Source organism: Spiribacter halobius (assembly GCF_020883455.1).
Classification (GTDB): domain Bacteria; phylum Pseudomonadota; class Gammaproteobacteria; order Nitrococcales; family Nitrococcaceae; genus Sediminicurvatus; species Sediminicurvatus halobius.
Map to the genome: position 1 here is coordinate 2,810,475 of NZ_CP086615.1, position 17,292 is coordinate 2,827,766.

General features: G+C 69.0%; 15 protein-coding genes. 5 read left to right on the forward strand and 10 right to left on the reverse strand.

Translation table 11 applies throughout. The features are described from left to right. Positions 1 to 56 precede the first annotated feature (56 nt). The 4 genes from folP to LMH63_RS12995 all read right to left on the reverse strand — a co-directional run bounded on the left by folP (position 57) and on the right by LMH63_RS12995 (position 3,774). The gene (folP, locus tag LMH63_RS12980) at positions 57 to 836 is read right to left on the reverse strand and encodes a dihydropteroate synthase (RefSeq protein WP_109677341.1); all 780 of its coding nucleotides are present in this window, start codon (positions 834 to 836) and stop codon (positions 57 to 59) included. A gap of 70 nt (positions 837 to 906) precedes the next feature. Next, positions 907 to 2,829, reverse strand: a complete 1,923-nt coding sequence (gene ftsH / locus LMH63_RS12985) for an ATP-dependent zinc metalloprotease FtsH (protein ID WP_229332795.1) — start codon at positions 2,827 to 2,829, stop codon at positions 907 to 909. A gap of 80 nt (positions 2,830 to 2,909) precedes the next feature. Then, positions 2,910 to 3,530: a 23S rRNA (uridine(2552)-2'-O)-methyltransferase RlmE gene (rlmE, locus tag LMH63_RS12990; protein ID WP_109677337.1), complete on the reverse strand. Its 621-nt coding sequence runs from the start codon at positions 3,528 to 3,530 to the stop codon at positions 2,910 to 2,912. 1 nt (position 3,531) lies between these two features. Then, entirely contained in the window at positions 3,532 to 3,774 is a 243-nt protein-coding gene (locus LMH63_RS12995; protein ID WP_109677329.1) for a hypothetical protein, read from the reverse strand. A 15-nt stretch (positions 3,775 to 3,789) separates the two neighbouring features. On the opposite strand from LMH63_RS12995, the gene yhbY reads away from it, so the two are divergent. Further along, entirely contained in the window at positions 3,790 to 4,089 is a 300-nt protein-coding gene (yhbY, locus tag LMH63_RS13000; protein WP_109677327.1) for a ribosome assembly RNA-binding protein YhbY, read from the forward strand. A 147-nt stretch (positions 4,090 to 4,236) separates the two neighbouring features. Here yhbY and greA read toward each other — a convergent pair whose 3' ends face one another. The 3 genes from greA to carA are packed head-to-tail and all read right to left on the reverse strand — an operon-like array spanning position 4,237 to position 9,133. Further along, the gene (greA, locus tag LMH63_RS13005) at positions 4,237 to 4,713 is read right to left on the reverse strand and encodes a transcription elongation factor GreA (protein WP_109677325.1); all 477 of its coding nucleotides are present in this window, start codon (positions 4,711 to 4,713) and stop codon (positions 4,237 to 4,239) included. Next, positions 4,710 to 7,931 carry a carbamoyl-phosphate synthase large subunit gene (gene carB / locus LMH63_RS13010; protein WP_109677323.1) on the reverse strand — a complete coding sequence of 1,074 codons (3,222 nt, stop codon included), beginning with the start codon at positions 7,929 to 7,931 and terminating at the stop codon, positions 4,710 to 4,712. The genes greA and carB overlap by 4 nt, the downstream gene beginning before the upstream one ends. 50 nt (positions 7,932 to 7,981) lie before the next feature. Then, positions 7,982 to 9,133: a glutamine-hydrolyzing carbamoyl-phosphate synthase small subunit gene (carA, locus tag LMH63_RS13015; protein WP_109677321.1), complete on the reverse strand. Its 1,152-nt coding sequence runs from the start codon at positions 9,131 to 9,133 to the stop codon at positions 7,982 to 7,984. 617 nt (positions 9,134 to 9,750) lie between these two features. Here carA and LMH63_RS13020 point away from each other — a divergent pair. The 3 genes from LMH63_RS13020 to LMH63_RS13030 all read left to right on the forward strand — a co-directional run bounded on the left by LMH63_RS13020 (position 9,751) and on the right by LMH63_RS13030 (position 12,926). Continuing rightward, on the forward strand, positions 9,751 to 10,695 hold the full coding sequence (locus LMH63_RS13020; protein ID WP_109677319.1) for an ABC transporter ATP-binding protein: 945 nt from the start codon (positions 9,751 to 9,753) through the stop codon (positions 10,693 to 10,695). Between the two features lies 1 nt (position 10,696). Continuing rightward, a complete protein-coding gene (locus LMH63_RS13025; RefSeq protein ID WP_109677317.1) occupies positions 10,697 to 11,488 on the forward strand; it encodes an ABC transporter permease in 792 nt (263 codons plus the stop codon). Between the two features lie 94 nt (positions 11,489 to 11,582). Next, positions 11,583 to 12,926 carry a nicotinate phosphoribosyltransferase gene (locus tag LMH63_RS13030; protein ID WP_109677315.1) on the forward strand — a complete coding sequence of 448 codons (1,344 nt, stop codon included), beginning with the start codon at positions 11,583 to 11,585 and terminating at the stop codon, positions 12,924 to 12,926. Positions 12,927 to 12,951: 25 nt separating this feature from the next. Here the strand turns inward: LMH63_RS13030 and LMH63_RS13035 are convergent, their stop codons facing one another. Further along, complete coding sequence (locus LMH63_RS13035; protein WP_109677313.1) at positions 12,952 to 13,272, reverse strand: H-NS histone family protein; 321 nt, start codon at positions 13,270 to 13,272, stop codon at positions 12,952 to 12,954. 536 nt (positions 13,273 to 13,808) lie between these two features. Here LMH63_RS13035 and LMH63_RS13040 point away from each other — a divergent pair. After that, a complete protein-coding gene (locus LMH63_RS13040; RefSeq protein ID WP_109677311.1) occupies positions 13,809 to 15,038 on the forward strand; it encodes a hypothetical protein in 1,230 nt (409 codons plus the stop codon). Positions 15,039 to 15,184: 146 nt separating this feature from the next. Here the strand turns inward: LMH63_RS13040 and pdxH are convergent, their stop codons facing one another. Both pdxH and LMH63_RS13050 read right to left on the reverse strand, forming a co-directional pair. After that, entirely contained in the window at positions 15,185 to 15,772 is a 588-nt protein-coding gene (pdxH, locus tag LMH63_RS13045) for a pyridoxamine 5'-phosphate oxidase (protein ID WP_109677309.1), read from the reverse strand. 8 nt (positions 15,773 to 15,780) lie between these two features. Then, on the reverse strand, positions 15,781 to 17,199 hold the full coding sequence (locus LMH63_RS13050) for an NfeD family protein (RefSeq protein ID WP_229332597.1): 1,419 nt from the start codon (positions 17,197 to 17,199) through the stop codon (positions 15,781 to 15,783). Positions 17,200 to 17,292 lie beyond the last annotated feature (93 nt).

Consider the following 17,292-nt stretch of genomic DNA (forward strand, 5'->3'; position numbering starts at 1 on the left):
AGCCCGCCTACCTTACCGAGTCGCGGCTGCGGCCGCGGATCGGTGAGACAGGCGGGCTAGGCGTAGGCGGCGACGTAGCTCGCGAGCCGCACGGCGTCCACGGTCTCACGCACGTCATGGGCGCGAATGATACGCGCCCCCTGCCAGACCGCCAGCGTCGCCGCCGCCACACTCCCGGCCAGGCGCTCGCCCAGCGGGCGCCCGAGCACCCGGCCTACCAGCGATTTGCGCGACAGCCCCACCAGCAGCGGCGCCCCAAGCCCGGCGAGGCGCGGCAGCCCGGCGAGCAGCATCGCGTTGTGGGGGTCGGTCTTGCCGAAGCCGAAACCGGGATCGAGCAGGATGCGCTCCGCCGGGATGCCGGCGGCCAGGGCGGCGTCCCGGCGCTCCGCCAGGAACGCCGCCACCTCGGCGAGCACATCGTCGTACTGCGGCGCCTGCTGCATGGTCTTCGGCGTGCCCTGCATGTGCATCAGGCACACGGGCAGGCCACTCGCCGCCGCTGCCTCCATCGCCCCCGGCTCGCGCAGCGCGCGGACGTCGTTGATGAGCCCGGCCCCGGCGCGGGTGACCGCTGCGATCACCTCCGGCTTGCTGGTATCCACGGAGACGGGCACGGACAGCTCGGCGGCGAGGGCCTCCACCACCGGCAGCACCCGTCGCAGCTCCTCCTCCACCGGCACCGGATCGGCACCCGGACGCGTGGACTCGCCGCCGACGTCGATGATGGCCGCGCCATCCTCGACCATCGCCCGGGCCCGGGCGATGGCGGCCTCGGCCGCAATGAAGTCACCCCCGTCGGAGAAGGAGTCGGGGGTGACGTTGAGTACGCCCATGACGCAGGGCTGCGTCAGGTCGACGGCGAATCGGCCGCACTGGAGCCGGGACAGCACGCGCTGCCCCGCGCTAGTGCTCGCTGGCGGGGCGCCCCAGCTTGCCGTCGTCGGTGCCGGCCTCGCCCTCCTCCGCGGGCTTGCCGGCACCGCCGTCCGCGGGCGCGGAGGGCTTGCTCCAGTCCCGGGGCGGGCGCGGCGGGCGGCCGTTCATGATGTCGTCGATCTGCTCGCGGTCGATGGTCTCGAACTTCATGAGCGCATCGGCCATCGCGTGCAGCTGCTCGACATGCGCCTCGAGGATGCGCTTGGCCTCCTGGTAGTTCTCCTCGACGATGCGGCGCACCTCCTCGTCGATGGCATGGGCCGTCTCGTCGGAGATGGTCTTGTGCTGCGTCACCTGGTGGCCGAGGAAGACCTCGCCCTCGTCCTCGCCGTAGGCCAGCGGGCCCATGCGGTCGGACAGGCCCCACTTGGTGACCATGTTGCGGGCGATTTCGGTGACCCGGGAGATGTCGTTCTGGGCGCCGGTGGTCACGCGCTCGGCGCCGAAGATCATCTCCTCGGCGATGCGCCCGCCGAACAGCCCGCAGATGGAGCTGTTGAGCCGCCGCTTGGTGTAGCTGTAGCGGTCCTCCTCGGGGAGGAACATGGTCACGCCGAGCGCCCGCCCGCGCGGGATGATGGTCACCTTGTGCACCGGATCGTGCTCCGGGACCTTGAGGCCGACGATGGCGTGCCCGGCCTCGTGATAGGCGGTGAGCCGCTTCTCGTCCTCGGTCATGACCATGGACTTGCGCTCGGCGCCCATCAGGATCTTGTCCTTGGCGTCCTCGAAGTCCTGCTGGTCCACCAGGCGCTTGTTGCGGCGGGCGGCGAACAGCGCCGCCTCGTTCACGAGGTTCGCCAGATCGGCGCCGGAGAACCCCGGCGTGCCGCGGGCGATGACCCGCGGATCCACCTCGTCCGCGATCGGGGTCTTGTTCATGTGCACGCGCAGGATGTGCTCGCGCCCGCGCACATCCGGCAGCGGCACCACCACCTGGCGGTCGAACCGGCCCGGACGCAGCAGCGCCGGGTCGAGCACGTCCGGACGGTTGGTGGCGGCGATGACGATGATGCCCTCGTTGCCCTCGAAGCCGTCCATCTCGACGAGCATCTGGTTCAGGGTCTGCTCGCGCTCGTCATGCCCGCCGCCGAGGCCGGCGCCACGCTGGCGGCCGACGGCGTCGAGCTCGTCGATGAAGATGATGCAGGGCGCGTGCTTCTTCGCCTGGGCGAACATGTCCCGCACCCGGGAGGCGCCGACGCCGACGAACATCTCCACGAAGTCCGAGCCGGAAATGCTGAAGAACGGCACCTTGGCCTCGCCGGCGATGGCCTTCGCAAGCAGGGTCTTGCCGGTGCCGGGCGGGCCCACCATGAGCACGCCGCGGGGGATGCGGCCGCCGAGGCGCTGGAACTTGGAGGGATCGCGCAGGAACTCCACCAGCTCCATGACGTCCTGCTTGGCCTCCTCCACGCCGGCGACGTCGGCGAAGGTGATCTTCACCTGCTCCTCGGACATCATCCGCGCGCGGCTCTTGCCGAACGACATGGCGCCACGGCCGCCGCCACCACCCTGCATCTGGCGCATGAAGTAGATCCAGACGCCGATCAGCAGCAGGAAGGGGAACCAGGAGATCAGGATCTGGAGCAGCATGCTCCGCCCTTCCGGCGCCTCGGCCCGGATCTGGACGCCGTTGTCCATGAGCTGGCCGATGAGGGCGTTGTTGTCCGTCTCCGGGTTGTAGGTGCTGAAGTTGCTGCCGTCGCTGCGCGTGCCGCGGATCACCGGACCCTTCATGGTCACGGAATCCACGCGGCCGCTGTCTACCTCGCTCAGAAACTGCGAGTAGGGGACTTCCTGCGCGGTGGAGCCCTGATCCTGGAAATTGCTGAAGACGGACATCAGCACGATGGCGATGACCACCCAGAGGATCAGATTCTTGGCCATGTCGTTCAAGGCGAACTACCTTTGTCGCTGCGCCGGCACTGCCGCCGGCAGATGCCTCGGGCTATCGTAGCCCGACCCTACTACGCAAGAAACTCTCGGGCCAGCAGATAGACCTCGCGGCTGCGATCCCGCGAGGCGCCCGGCTTGCGGCTGTGTACCCGCCGGAAGCGCCCCCGCATGTCTGCGAGCAGCGCCTCGAAGCCCTGTCCCTGAAAGGTCTTGACCAGCAGGTCGCCCCCCGGGTTCAGCCGCCCGTCCACGAACTCGAGGGCCAGCTCGGCGAGCAGCATCGCCCGCGGCTGATCCACGGCCTTCTGACCGGAGAGATTGGGCGCCATGTCCGAGAGCACAAGGTCCACCGGCTCGCCGCCCAGCGCCTCGTCGAGGCCAGCCAGCGCCGCCGCCTCGGTGAAGTCCCCCTGCAGGACCGTCACCCCCGGCAGCGGCTCCATGGGCAGCACGTCCAGCGCGATGACCTGCCCGCGGCCACCCAGCCGGGCGGCGCAGTATTCGCTCCAGCCGCCCGGCGCCGCGCCGAGATCCACGATCCGCTGGCCCGGGCGGATCAGCCGGTCGCGGCCGTCGATCTCCTCGAGCTTGAACACCGCCCTGGAGCGGTAGCCCTTCTGCTGCGCCGCCTTCACGTAGGGGTCGCTGAAGTGCTCCTTCAGCCAGCGGCGGCTGCTGCGGGTGCGCGGCATCTCACTCGCGCCGCTGCTCGTGGCGCCGCAGCACGCCACGGGTGCGCGCCGCCAGCCAGCCGCCGCACCCGAAGCCCACCACCGCCAGGATGGCGAGCTCCGTCCACTGGCCGAGCTCGAGCCTCAGCACCACCACCAGCACACCCACCACCAGCCCGAGGACCACGGCGAGCTCGAGCTTGACCTTGTCCAGCGGACCCGGCTGCTGGGAGACTGTGCGACCTTCGCGGTCCGCTCCGCTCATCGGGAATTCTCACGCATGTCGCTTACTCCGGCCCAGAAACGCTATCTGCGAGGCCTCGGTCACGATCTCCACCCGCTGGTCCGCACCGGCAGCGCCGGGCTCACCGACGCCGTGCTCGCCGAGCTCGAGCGGGCACTGGCGGACCACGAGCTGGTCAAGATCCGCCTCCTGGCCGACGACCGCGAGCAACGCAGCCAATACCTCCAGCAGGTCCTCACCACCACGGGCGCCGAGCTGGTCCAGCGGGTCGGCCATGTGGTGCTGTTGTACCGGCCGAACCCAGAGAAGCGCCGCGGGCGTATCGAGCTGCCCTAGGGCAGCTCGATACGCCCGCGGCGCAGTCCAAAGTTCAAAGTTCAAAGTCCGCGAGTCGGGCGCCGTGACAACATTCACCGCGGTCTGTATGGCCAGCGGCGCCTGGCCGCCACTTTGAACTTGTCCCTTTGAACTTTGAACTGTGCGCTACTCGTAGCGCACCTCCACGATCTCGTACGACCGATTGCCCCCGGGCGCCTGCACGTCCGCCACGTCGCCCTCCTCCTTGCCGATCAGGGCGCGGGCGATGGGGGACTGGACCGAGATCAGGCCCTGCTTGATGTCGGCCTCGTCCTCGCCGACGATCCGGTAGGTTTTCTCCGTGCCGTCCTCCTCGTCGGCCAGCACGACGGTTACCCCGAACACCACCTTGCCGTTGGCCGGCAGGCTGGTCACGTCGATGATCTGGGCATTGGAGAGCTTGCTCTCGATGTCGGCGATGCGGCCCTCGATGAAGCTCTGCTGCTCGCGGGCCGCGTGGTACTCGGCGTTCTCCTTGAGGTCGCCATGGGCGCGCGCCTCGGCGATGGCACGGATGATCCGCGGGCGCTCCTGACTCTTCAGCCGGTCCAGCTCCTCGCGCAGCTTCTCGGCACCGCGCACGGTCAGCGGCGTCTTGCTCATGCCCTTGCCTCCCTGTAGAGGTCCTGGAGGGACGTCACCGTGGCCGGTTCGAGGTAGTCCAGCGCCTGACAGGTGGCGCGGGCACCGGCAATCGTGGTCGTGTAGCAGACCTTGTGGTGCAGGGCCTCGCGGCGGATGGAGAAGGAATCCGCAATGGCCTGGCGCCCCTCGGTGGTGTTGATGATGAGGTCAATCTCCTCGTTCTTGATGGCGTCCACGATATGCGGACGGCCTTCGGTCACCTTGTTGATCAGCTCGCAGTCGATGCCCGCCTGGTGCAGCACGGCCCCGGTGCCGCCGGTAGCGACCAGCGCGAAGCCCCGGCGCAGCAGATCGCGGGCGATGGGTACGGCCGCCTGCTTGTCGGCGTCGCGGACGCTGATGAACACCTTGCCGCTGCGCGGCAGCACCACGCCCGCGGCCAGCTGCGACTTGGCATAGGCCTCGCCGAAGCCCGGCCCCAGACCCATGACCTCGCCGGTGGACTTCATCTCCGGACCGAGGATCGGGTCGACGCCCGGGAACTTGATGAACGGGAACACTGCTTCCTTCACCGCATAGTAGGCGGGAATGGCCTCCCGCGTGCAGCCCTGCTCGGCGAGGCTGCGTCCGACCATGCAGCGCGCGGCGATCTTGGCCAGCGGCAGCCCCGCCGCCTTGGAGACGAACGGCACCGTGCGCGAGGCCCGCGGGTTGACCTCGAGCACGTAGATCTCCTCGCCCTGGATCGCGAACTGGGCGTTCATCAGCCCCACCACGCCGAGGCTCAGGGCCATCTCGCGCATCTGCGCGCGCAGCCGGTCACTTACCTGGGGCGCGAGGCTGTAGGGCGGCAGCGAGCAGGCGGAGTCGCCCGAATGCACGCCGGCCTGCTCGATGTGCTCCATGATGCCGCCGATAAGCACCTGTTCGCCGTCGCAGACGGCGTCCACGTCCACTTCGACGGCATCGTCCAGGAAGCGGTCCAGCAGCACCGGCGACTCGTTCGAGACCTTCACCGCCTCGTTCATGTACTGCTCGAGCTCGGCCTCCTCGTAGACGATCTCCATGGCCCGCCCCCCCAGGACATACGAGGGGCGCACCACCAGCGGGTACCCGATCTGGGCGGCCAGCTCCAGGGCTTCCGCGGCGCTGCGGGCGGTGCGATTCGGCGGCTGCTGCAGGCCGGCGGCGTTGATCAGGCCCTGGAAGCGCTCGCGGTCCTCGGCGAGGTCGATGGAGTCCGGCGTCGTGCCGATGATGGGCGCGCCGAAGGCCTCCAGATCCCGGGCGAGCTTGAGCGGGGTCTGGCCGCCGTACTGGATGACGATGCCCGCCGGGCGCTCGGTCTCCACGATCTCGAGCACGTCCTCCAGGGTCAGCGGCTCGAAGTAGAGCCGGTCGGAGGTGTCGTAGTCGGTAGAAACGGTCTCCGGGTTGCAGTTGACCATGATGGTCTCGTAGCCGTCGTCGCGCAGGGCGAGGGCGGCATGAACACAGCAGTAGTCGAACTCGATGCCCTGACCGATGCGGTTGGGCCCGCCGCCGAGGATCATGATCTTCTGCCGGTCGCTCGGTTCGGCCTCGTCCTCCTCCTCGTAGGTGGAGTACATGTAGGCCGTGGCGGTGGCGAACTCGGCCGCGCAGGAGTCCACCCGCTTGTACACCGGCCGGATGCCGAGGCCGCGCCGGCGCTCGCGGATGGCATGCTCGCCCAACCCCACCAGGCGGCCGATGCGCGCGTCGGAGAAGCCGCGACGCTTGAGCTCGCGCAGCGCGTCCGCGTCAAGCGAGTCCGGGCCGGCGGCGGCCAGTGCCTGCTCACGGGCGACCAGATCCTCCACCTGGGCCAGGAACCAGGGATCGATCCAGGTGTGCTCGTGCACGGTGTCCAGCTCCAGCCCGGTACGGAACCCGTCCGCCACCCAGAGCAGGCGCTCCGGCCCCGGCAGGCGCAGCTCCTGGACGACCCGCGCCTGGGCCCCCGCGGCATCCGCCGGCACCCGCGGATCCAGTCCCTCGAGCCCGTTCTCCAGCCCCCGCAACGCCTTCTGCAGAGACTCCTGGAAGGTGCGGCCGATGGCCATGACCTCGCCCACGGACTTCATCTGGGTGGTCAGCACCGGCTTCGTCTTCATGAACTTCTCGAAGGTGAAGCGCGGGATCTTCGTGACCACGTAGTCGATGGTGGGCTCGAAGGAGGCGGGCGTGCGCCCGCCGGTGATCTCGTTGCGCAGCTCGTCGAGGGTGTAGCCCACCGCGAGCTTGGCGGCGACCTTGGCGATGGGAAAGCCCGTGGCCTTGGACGCCAGCGCCGAGGAGCGCGACACCCGCGGGTTCATCTCGATCACCACCATGCGCCCGTCGTCCGGGTTGATGGCGAACTGGACGTTGGAGCCCCCGGTCTCGACGCCGATCTCGCGCAGCACGGCGAGCGAGGCATCGCGCATCAGCTGGTATTCCTTGTCGGTAAGCGTCTGCGCCGGGGCCACGGTGATGGAGTCGCCCGTGTGCACGCCCATCGGGTCCAGGTTCTCGATGGCGCAGACGATGATGCCGTTGTCCGCGCGGTCGCGGACCACCTCCATCTCGAACTCCTTCCAGCCGAGCACCGATTCCTCGATCAGCAGCTCGTTGGTGGGCGAGAGATCGAGGCCGCGCTCGCAGATCTCGACGAACTCCTCGCGGTTGTAGGCGATGCCGCCGCCGCTGCCGCCGAGGGTGAACGACGGCCGGATGATGGTCGGGAAGCCGATCTCCGCCTGCGCCGCCATGGCCTCGGCCATGGAGTGGGCCAGCAGCGCATGGGGGGTTTCGAGGTCGATGCGCGCCATGGCCTTGCGGAAGGCCTCGCGGTCCTCGGCCATGTCGATGGCGATCTTGCTCGCGCCGATCATCTCCACGCCGTGCTCGGCGAGCACGCCGTGGCGGTCCAGGTCGAGCGCACAGTTCAGCGCCGTCTGCCCGCCCATGGTGGGCAGCAGGGCGTCCGGGCGCTCCTTGGCGATGATGCGCTCGAGCACCCGCCAGTCGATGGGCTCCACGTAGACGGCGTCGGCCATCTCCGGGTCGGTCATGATCGTGGCCGGGTTGGAGTTCACCAGGATGACCCGGTAGCCCTCCTCCCGCAGGGCCTTGCAGGCCTGTGCGCCGGAGTAGTCGAACTCGCAGGCCTGGCCGATGACGATCGGCCCTGCGCCGATGATGAGAATGCTCTGGATGTCGGTGCGCTTCGGCATCGTCTTGCGTTCGCCTCGAGTCGGGGGCCGCGGGGCCGGGGTAGGAGCGCTCAGGCGGCGTCGCCGCGGCGACCGTCCATCAGCTCGATGAAGTGGCCGAACAGCGGCGCGACGTCGTGCGGCCCGGGGCTCGCTTCCGGATGCCCCTGGAAGCTGAAGGCCGGTTGGTCGGTCAGGTGGATGCCCTGCAGGGAGCCGTCGAACAGCGAGCGCTGCAGCACCCGCACGTTGGCCGGCAGACTCTCGGCATCCACCGCGAAGCCGTGGTTCTGGCTGGAGATCATGACCCGGCCCGCGTCCTCGTCCAGCACCGGATGGTTGGCGCCGTGATGGCCGAACTTCATCTTCACCGTCCGTCCGCCGACGGCCAGGCCCAGCAGCTGATGGCCGAGGCAGATGCCGAACACCGGCGTGCCGCTGGCGAGGATCTCGCGGGTGGCCTCGATGGCGTAGCCGAGGGGCTCGGGATCACCCGGCCCGTTGGAGAGGAACACCCCGTGCGGGCGCATCGCCAGCACCTCCGCAGCCGGCGTCTGCGCCGGCACCACGGTGACCCGGCAGCCATGATCCACCAGCTGGCGCAGAATGTTGCGCTTGATGCCGAAGTCGTAGGCGACGACGTGCCAGGGCAGCTCCGCCTCGGGGCGCGGCTCGGGCTCGCGCTCGCCCCGCTCCAGCGCCCAGGTGCCGAGCCGCCACTCGTAGGCCTCGGCGGTGGTGACCGCCTGCACCAGGTCGCGCCCCTTGAGGTCCGGGCACTCCCGCGCCGCCGCCACGGCGGCGTCCGCGTCCGGCTCGCCGGCCAGAATGCAGCCGTTCTGCGCGCCGCCCTCGCGGATGATCCGCGTCAGCCGCCGGGTGTCGATGTCGCTGATGGCGACCACACCGTTGCGCTCGAGGTAGTCCGGCAGCGACTCCCGGGCGCGCCAGCTGCTCAGGCGCACCGGAGCATCCCGCACGATGAGCCCGGCCAGCTGCGGGCCCAGGGACTCCTCGTCCAGCGGGTTGGCGCCGGTGTTGCCGATATGGGGGTAGGTGAGGGTCACGAGCTGGCCGTGGTAGGAGGGGTCGGTGCAGATCTCCTGGTACCCGGTCATGGCGGTGTTGAAGCAGACCTCGCCGACAGTCTGCCCCTCGGCGCCGAGCGCCCGGCCATGGAACACTGTGCCGTCTGCAAGCGCGAGAATGGCGGCTTTGGCCAATGCAGTCCTCCCCCCGGTCGCAAAAACGGGAGGGATCCGCGGATGCCCTCCCGTTACCTGCGTCAGGCGCTGTTCACCCTCATCGATCAACCCCTAATTCTACGTCGCCCCTCTGAAGCTGTCCAACCGCGCTCCTGTCCTGTTCACAGGCTTCGCCCCGGTATCTGACCGCGAGCTCGGAAGCTCGAGATGCCCTCCGCACGCTGGGTGCCCGGGCCGCGCTGAGCGCGGCTGTCGGCGAGCGCTCCGCGCTTGCCGACCTACCGAAGAGTGACCGCATCGAGACCGTTCGTGAAGCAGGGTCAGGGTGTGGTTCCCAAAGCTTGCCCAAGCACGACACCGCGGAACCCGGCACGGCGCCCGGGGAGATGGTTCGTGGTGACCGTTTACGGGACACGCCGTGAATACCTCCATGTAGGCTCCACTGCGGCATCCATGCCGCAGAGGGTCCCGTAAACGGTCACCACGAACCATCGCGGCACGGCCCCATGCGCAAGCACGACCTCGCGGATCTGAATAGCCGAGCGCGAGCGGGTTGCACAAGCGAGCCCCCAGCGGCTAGCCTACGCGGCCTTCACCGCCGCGGGCGGTGACCTCCGACTCCTGTCAGGCACCCCATGAACGCGCTCTCCCTGCGTCAGCTGAACAAGACGTATCCCGGCGGCGTCACCGCCCTGCGGGACGTGAACCTGGAAGTGGCCCCCGGCGACTTCTTCGGCCTGCTCGGCCCCAATGGCGCCGGCAAGACCACCATCCTCGGCATCGTGGCCTCGCTGGTGCGCAAGACCTCCGGCAGCGTGGAAGTGTTCGGCCACGATATCGACCGCGAACCCTGGGAGGCGAAATCGAATCTCGGCCTCGTGCCCCAGGAATTCAATTTCAACCAGTTCGAGACCGTCAGCCAGATCGTGCTCAACCAGGCGGGCTACTACGGCATCGACCGGCACACCGCCCGGGAGCGGGCCGAGCGGTATCTCAGGGAGCTCGACCTCTGGGGCAAGCGGGACGCCACCTCCCGCTCCCTGTCCGGGGGCATGAAGCGCCGGCTGCTGATCGCCCGGGCCCTGATCCACGAGCCGCGGCTACTGATCCTCGACGAGCCCACGGCCGGCGTGGACATCGAGCTGCGCCGCTCCATGTGGCGCTTCCTGCGGCAGATGAACGAGCGCGGCACCACGATCATCCTCACCACCCATTATCTCGAGGAGGCGGAGTCGCTCTGCCGTAACATCGCCATCATCGACGGCGGCCGGATCATCGAGAACACCGACGTACGCTCGCTGCTGCGCAAGCTCAAGAGCCAGAGCTTCATTCTGGATATCCGGGGCAGCGTGCGCACCATGGACACCCTGCCGGACTTCCACGTGGTGCCACTGGACGAAAGCACGCTGGAGGTGGAAGTCCGCGGTGACCAGACCCTCAGCGACCTTTTCCACCAGCTGACCGAGCGCGGTGTCGAGGTGGTGAGCATGAAGAACAAGTCCAATCGTCTGGAGGAGCTGTTCGTGCGCATGCTCGGGCACGGGCAGCCGACGCGGCGGGCCGACGCCGTGGAGGCCTGAGATGGCGAGCTTCTACCCGGCCTACCCCCGGCAGACCCTGATCGCCCTGCGCACCCTCGCCGGCAAGGAAACCCACCGCTACCTGCGGATCTGGGTGCAGACGCTGCTGCCGCCCGCGATCACCATGACGCTGTACTTCATCATCTTCGGCAGCCTGATCGGCTCCCGCGTCGGGCCCATGGATGGCTACAGCTTCATGGAGTTCATCGCGCCCGGCATCATCATGATGTCGGTCATCACCAACTCCTATACCAATGTGGTCTCCTCGTTCTTTGGCGCCAAGTTTCAGCGCCATATCGAGGAATTGCTGGTCTCGCCCACGCCGAATTACGTGATCCTGCTCGGCTATCTCGCCGGGGGCGTCGGGCGCGGGCTGCTCACGGGCCTCATCGTCACCATTATTGCCACGTTCTTCGCCGATCTCAGCATTCACAGCGTACCCATCACCATCAGCGTGGTGTTCCTGACGGCGGTGCTGTTTTCCCTCGGCGGGTTCATCAATGGCGTGTTCGCCCGCAAGTTCGACGACATCGCCATCGTACCCACCTTCATTCTGACGCCGCTCACCTATCTCGGCGGCGTGTTCTATTCCATTTCGCTGCTGCCGGACTTCTGGCGGGTGCTGTCGCTGGCGAATCCGATCCTGTACATGGTCAATGCCTTTCGCTACGGCATTCTCGGCAGCTCAGACATTCCGATCGGGGTCGCCTATGCGCTGGTGTTCGGCTTCATCGCCCTGCTCGGCGGCTTCAGCCTGTACCTGCTGGAGCGCGGTACCGGTCTGCGCAGCTGACCGCCAGCCGCAAGACCACACTTGACTTGCGCCCGTCGCGCACGCACACCTGCCGGCAGGCCCGGGGCCGCGGCAGAGAGGGGACGCAGACACCATGGATCTAGAGCGCACGCCGCTGCTCACCGATCTCTACGAGCTGACCATGCTCCAGACCTACTACGAGCATGGCATGACCGGCGAGGCGGTGTTCGAGCTCTTTTTCCGGGCGGCGCCGCATCGGGGCTTCTTCGTTGCCGCCGGGCTCGAGCAGGCGCTCGACTGGCTCACGGGCCTGCGGTTCGGGGACGAAGAGCTTGCCTGGATGCGCGACAGCGGGCATTTCTCCGCCGAATTCGTCGAGCGCATGGCCGGCTTCCGGTTCACCGGCGAGGTGCGCGCCCTTCCCGAGGGCACGGTGTTCTTTGCGGAGGAGCCCGTGCTGCAGATCACCGCGCCGCTGCCCGAGGGCCAGCTGGTGGAATCGCGGCTGATGAACATCGTCCACTACCAGACGCTCATCGCCACCAAGGCGGCACGCTGCCGGCTCGCCGCCGGCGACCGGAGGGTGGTGGACTTCGGCATGCGCCGCGCCCATGGCGGCGAGGCCGGGCTATGGGCGGGCCGGGCCTGCCATCTGGCCGGCTTCGAGGCGACGGCTACCTGCCTCGCCAGCGCGCGCTACGGTGTGCCGGCCACCGGCACCATGGCGCACGCATTCATCCTCGCTCATGACGACGAGGCCGAGGCCTTCGAGCGCTTCGCCCGCAGTCATCCGCACAACGTCGTGCTGCTCATCGATACCTATGACGTCGAGGCCGGCGCGCGCAAGGTGGTGGAGGTGGCCCGGCGGCTGCGACCCGAAGGCATCCCGGTGCGGGGGGTGCGCATCGACAGTGGCGACCTCGCTGCCCATGCCCGGAAGGTAAGGCGGATCCTTGATGCGGGTGGCCTTCAGGAGACCAGGATCCTGGTCAGCGGCGGACTCGACGAACACCGCATCGCCCGGCTGGTGGCCGACGGCGCCCCCATCGACGGCTTCGGCGTTGGCTCCCAGGTGGATACCTCCGCCGATGTGCCCTTTCTCGACTCCGCCTACAAGCTGCACGAGTTCAGCGGCCGTGCCCGCGGCAAGCGCTCGGAGGGCAAGACGGACCTGCCCGGGCGCAAGCAGGTCTTTCGTGAGCAGGATGCCGACGGGCGCTGGCGCGGGGACACCATCGGCCTTGCCGACGAGTCACTGCCGGGAGAGGCGCTGCTCGCGCCGGTGATGCAGGGCGGGGAAAGGGTTGATCCGGGGGGAGAGGGATCACTCGAGCGCGCCCGGGCGCACTGTGCTGACGGTCTGCGCCGCCTGCCCGAGGCGCAGCGTGCCCTGAAGCCGAAAGCGGATTATCCGGTCAGCCTTTCGCCGGCGCTGCGTGCGCTGCGCGAGCAGGTGGCGGGCGGCGCGGCCGGCTGAGCGCCGGCCGCCCTCCACGCCAGTCTCAGTCGACGCGGATCTCGTCGAGGGAGCGGCCCGAGGCCTCCCACTCCTTGATCCAGACCGGCTTGCGGCCACGGCCGGACCAGGTCTTGCTGGCATCCGCGGGGTGCTGGAAGCGCACCTTGCCCTTGGCACGCGTGGTCTTGGGCTTGCTCGGCTGCCCGCCCACGAGGTCGGTCAGATTGAAGCCGTAACGCTCCGCGACCTGCTTGATCTCCTGCTGGGCCTTCTTTGCATCCTCCTTGCGCCGGCTTTCGATCTCGCGATCGATATCCTTCTTGAGCTGCCGAAGCTCCTGGGAGGAATACTTGGAAAGATCCATTACTGCTCCTTTTCGGTAACACCGCCTGAAATCGATGGCATCGACCGGACTGCCGGTCGCTTTGTTATTCTTCGCGGTCTTTCCATCGCGCGGACGCCTGGGTCGCCGCGAAGATGGCGGTAATTTAATCGCAACCGGGAGCGAATGCAAAAAAATCCATGGCCCATGCCGGCGTCGGCGCGAGGCCGTGTAGGGCACCCCGTCTGCGTTCAGCGACGGTGCGGTTTGGAGCGCGCCTCGGCACTTGCGGGAATACCAGGCTTCGAGGGTTGCCCGGCGAACCGGAATGCCTGTGAATGGGTTTTCGCGGGGATCAGGCTACCCTTGCGCAATTCGGGAAAGCCGGCAGGCGCCAGATTCTGCCTGCCGCCATGAACCCGCGGACCTGCGTGCAAAATCACCGCTACAGGCCATTTCGGCCCCGGGGATCTGAAGGGCGATCGCCACTGCCTCCCACCCGCGTCGCGAACGCTATTCCCGCACCGGGTTCGGGCGGTACCCTGACCGGTCTCTCACTGACCCCTGGAGTGACTGCCATGCAGGGCGCCCTGTCCGCCACGCCTGCCGTGCTGACCGTCGAGCTTGATCCCGCCGTGGCCGCCGGCGGGTCGCCGCCGGAGCCGCTGACACGGGATGCCGCGGAGATTCTCGCCGGTGCCATCGCCGACGACCTGCGCCGGATCGTCGGCGAGGAGGTCGCCGAGGCGGGGCTGGTGATGCCCGCGGCCCTGTACGACCTCACCGAGCTCCTGCGTCCCGGCCTGCCGATGGCAGAGGCCCTGCTGGACATCTACCGCGGCGCCCTGCGGGGCGGACCGTTCGCGCCCCAGCTGCTCGCCCTCGGCACCGCCGGCGGGCGGTTTCCCGTGCCGGCGATCGCCCCGGCACGGCGGCCGGGCTCGGGCCCGCTGCTGGCGATCCCGTTCGCGCTGGTGGCACCCGGTCCCGTGCTGGATCCGCTGCGCCGGCAGCTGGAGTCGGTGCTGCTGGAGAAAGGCGGCGCCTCGCTGGCCACGGACCGGACCCTGCGCCAGTTGCTCGCCGTGGAGCCGGTGCATCTCAGCTACGCCACGTTTCACGACCTCTCGGCGCTGCTCAAGGTGCAACTCGAGCATGCCGGCTTCGGGCCGCTGTGGGCGCTGCTGGAGGCCGCGCTCTACCGCCCGGACGAGCCGGTACGCGAGGCGCTGCCGGCGGGCAACCGTTTTCTCGGCCTGCACGGCCGGGTGTGGACGCCGATCACCGGCTTCGATGCCTGGGCGGCCCGCCACCCGGAGGCCGAGGGCGGCGCCGAAGCCGGCTACGCGCGCTGGAGTCGCCAGCAGCGGCAGTACATGGCGGGGCTGGAGGCGCATGGCATCGAGGTGATCCCGGTGGCCGAGCGCCCGGGCGTGGATGCCGAGGATGTGGAGGTCGCTCTGGGCGTGGCCCAGTCAGCCGCCCTACCCGATCCGGTCTGGTACACCGAGACGGTGGGCGAAGCAAAGGCGGGAGAGCCGGCCATCGTCAGCCTTACCGAACAGGCCACCCCGGAGCTCGGCCCCATCGCCTACACGGTGCTCATACAGGCCACCGACGGCGACGTGCTCACCCTCCGCCACGACTACCCGCTGAGCCCCGAGGCCATCCCCCGCATCCGCGATCACTGGCAGCACCACGCCAACGAACATGGCGCCCGCTTCCACCTGGAACGCCCGGGCCAGCTGGTCACCACCGGCAACCCGCCGAGGCTCATGCCCTGGCTGGAATACGCCGGCGAGGCCTGACGGCCTCGCCGGCAGTTCAAGGTCCAAAGTTCAAGGTTCAAAGACCGCAACCGCCCGGCCTTGCCCAACCTCGGCGTGCGCTAGGGCTTTGGGCTGTCCGGCGGGAGTCTTTGAACTCCGAACTTTGAACTTTGAACTAAACCCCGCTAGGGGTTTAAGAGCATCCACCGCCACTCCCCATCTTCAAGGTGGTAGCGGTCGCGGTCGTGGAGGCGGCCTTCGCGGCCGTGCCAGAATTCGATGAGGTCGGGGCGGATGCGGTAGCCGGTCCAGTGCGGGGGGCGGGGGACTTCGCGGCCGTCGAACCGGGCCTCGAGCTCGGCGACGCGGGCCTCGAACTCGTCGCGGCCGGACAGCGGCTCCGACTGCTGCGAGGCCCAGGCACCGATCTGGCTGAGGCGCGGGCGGCTTGCGAAGTAGGCATCCGCCTCCGCGTCCGCCACCGGCGCCACGTCCCCCTCCACGAGTACCTGGCGGACCAGCGGTGCCCAGAAGAAGGTCAGCGCCGCGCGCGGGTTCTCCGCGAGCTGGCGGCCCTTGCGGCTGCGGGTGTTGGTGTAGAAGACGAACCCCCGCTCGTCTATCTGCTTGAGCAGCACGGTACGCGCGCTGGGGCGCCCCGCCGCCGTGGTGGTGGCGAGGGTCATCGCCGTCGGCTCGCCGATGTCAGGATGTTCCCTGGCCTCCTGCAGCAGTGCCTTGAATCGCTCGAGCGCATCCTCGTAAAGCCCCATGCCCCGGGTCACTCCCTCTGCGGTGTCTGCGTGTGGGTATCCGTCTTCGCCACCGGCTCCACCTTGAGCCGCAGGCCCTGCATGTCGACGACGCGCACTATGTCCCCCGGCGCCAGTGCCGCGTCCGAGTCCGCCAGCCAGCTCTCGCCCTCGATGCGCACCCGCAGCGGCGGCCCGGCCTGCAGGACCTCGCCCTCGCCGCCAAGCATATGCTCCGCGCCGGCGACGCCGCGTCGCTGGAAGGCGCGCGCCGCCAGCAGCGCGGTGCCGAGAAAGAGCACCAGGCTCGCCGCCGTGACGCCGCCCACCAGCATCATCGACAGCTGAAAGCCTTCCCCCTCGGCATCGAACAGCAGCACGGAGCCGAAGGCGAAGGCGATGACCCCGCCTACGCCCAGCGCACCGAAGGATGGCACGAGGGCTTCGGCGATCATGAACAGAATACCGAGCAGGATGAGCCCGAGGCCCGCGTAGTTCACCGGTAGCGCCTGGAAGGCGAACAGCGCGAGCAGCAGGCAGATGCCGCCGAGCACGCCGGGGACCAGCGAGCCGGGGTTGGCCAGCTCGAAGATCAGCCCGTAGATGCCCACCAGCATGAGGATGTAGGCCACGTTGGGGTTGGTGATTACGGACAGCAGCTCGGTACGCCAGTCCGGCGGCCGGTCTTCCACGGTGGCGCCGGCGAGGGCGAGGCTGCGGGACTCGCCGCCGATGCTCACCTCGCGGCCGTCGGCGGCGGCCAGCAGCGCGGCACTGTCCGGCGCCACCAGGTCGATGACGTCCTGCTCCAGCGCCGCGGAATAGGACAGGCTCACCGACTCCCGCACGGCGCGCTCGGCCCACTCGGCGTTGCGACCCCGCAGCTCCGCCAGGGAGCGGATATAGGCGACGGCGTCATTGATCATCTTGCGCTCCATCGCCGAACCGCCCTGGTCTGCGCCCTCATCGGCGCCGCCCTGGCTGTCTTCCGCGGCCTCGCCGTCGCCGCCACTCTCACCGGCACCGCTGCCCTCGCCACTGCCGGCGCTGCCATCACCCTCGCCCTCACCGGCCGGCTGATCACCTCCGGGCTGATCACCTCCGGGCTGATCACCGCCCGGCGTGCCAGGCATGCCGCCGATGCGCACCGGCGTCGCGGCACCGAGGTTGGTGCCCGGCGCCATGGCCGCCACGTGGCTGGCGTAGAGGATGTAGGTGCCGGCGCTGGCCGCCCGCGCCCCGGACGGGGCCACGTAGCCGATGACCGGCACCGGCGAGGCCAGTATGTCGCGCACGATCTGGCGCATGGCGCTGTCCAGGCCGCCGGGCGTGTCCATCCGCAGGATCACGGCCTCGGCGTCGGCCGCAGCGGCCTCCTCGAGCCCGTCACTGACATAGTTCGCCGTCACCGGGCCGATGGCCCCGTCGATGGTGAGCTGATGTACCACCTGGCCATGCGCCGGCAGGGACAGCAGCAGAAGCCCAAAGACGGCGGCGAGCCCGCCTATCCCACCGATCCGCGGCTGCGGTCGCGGATCTGG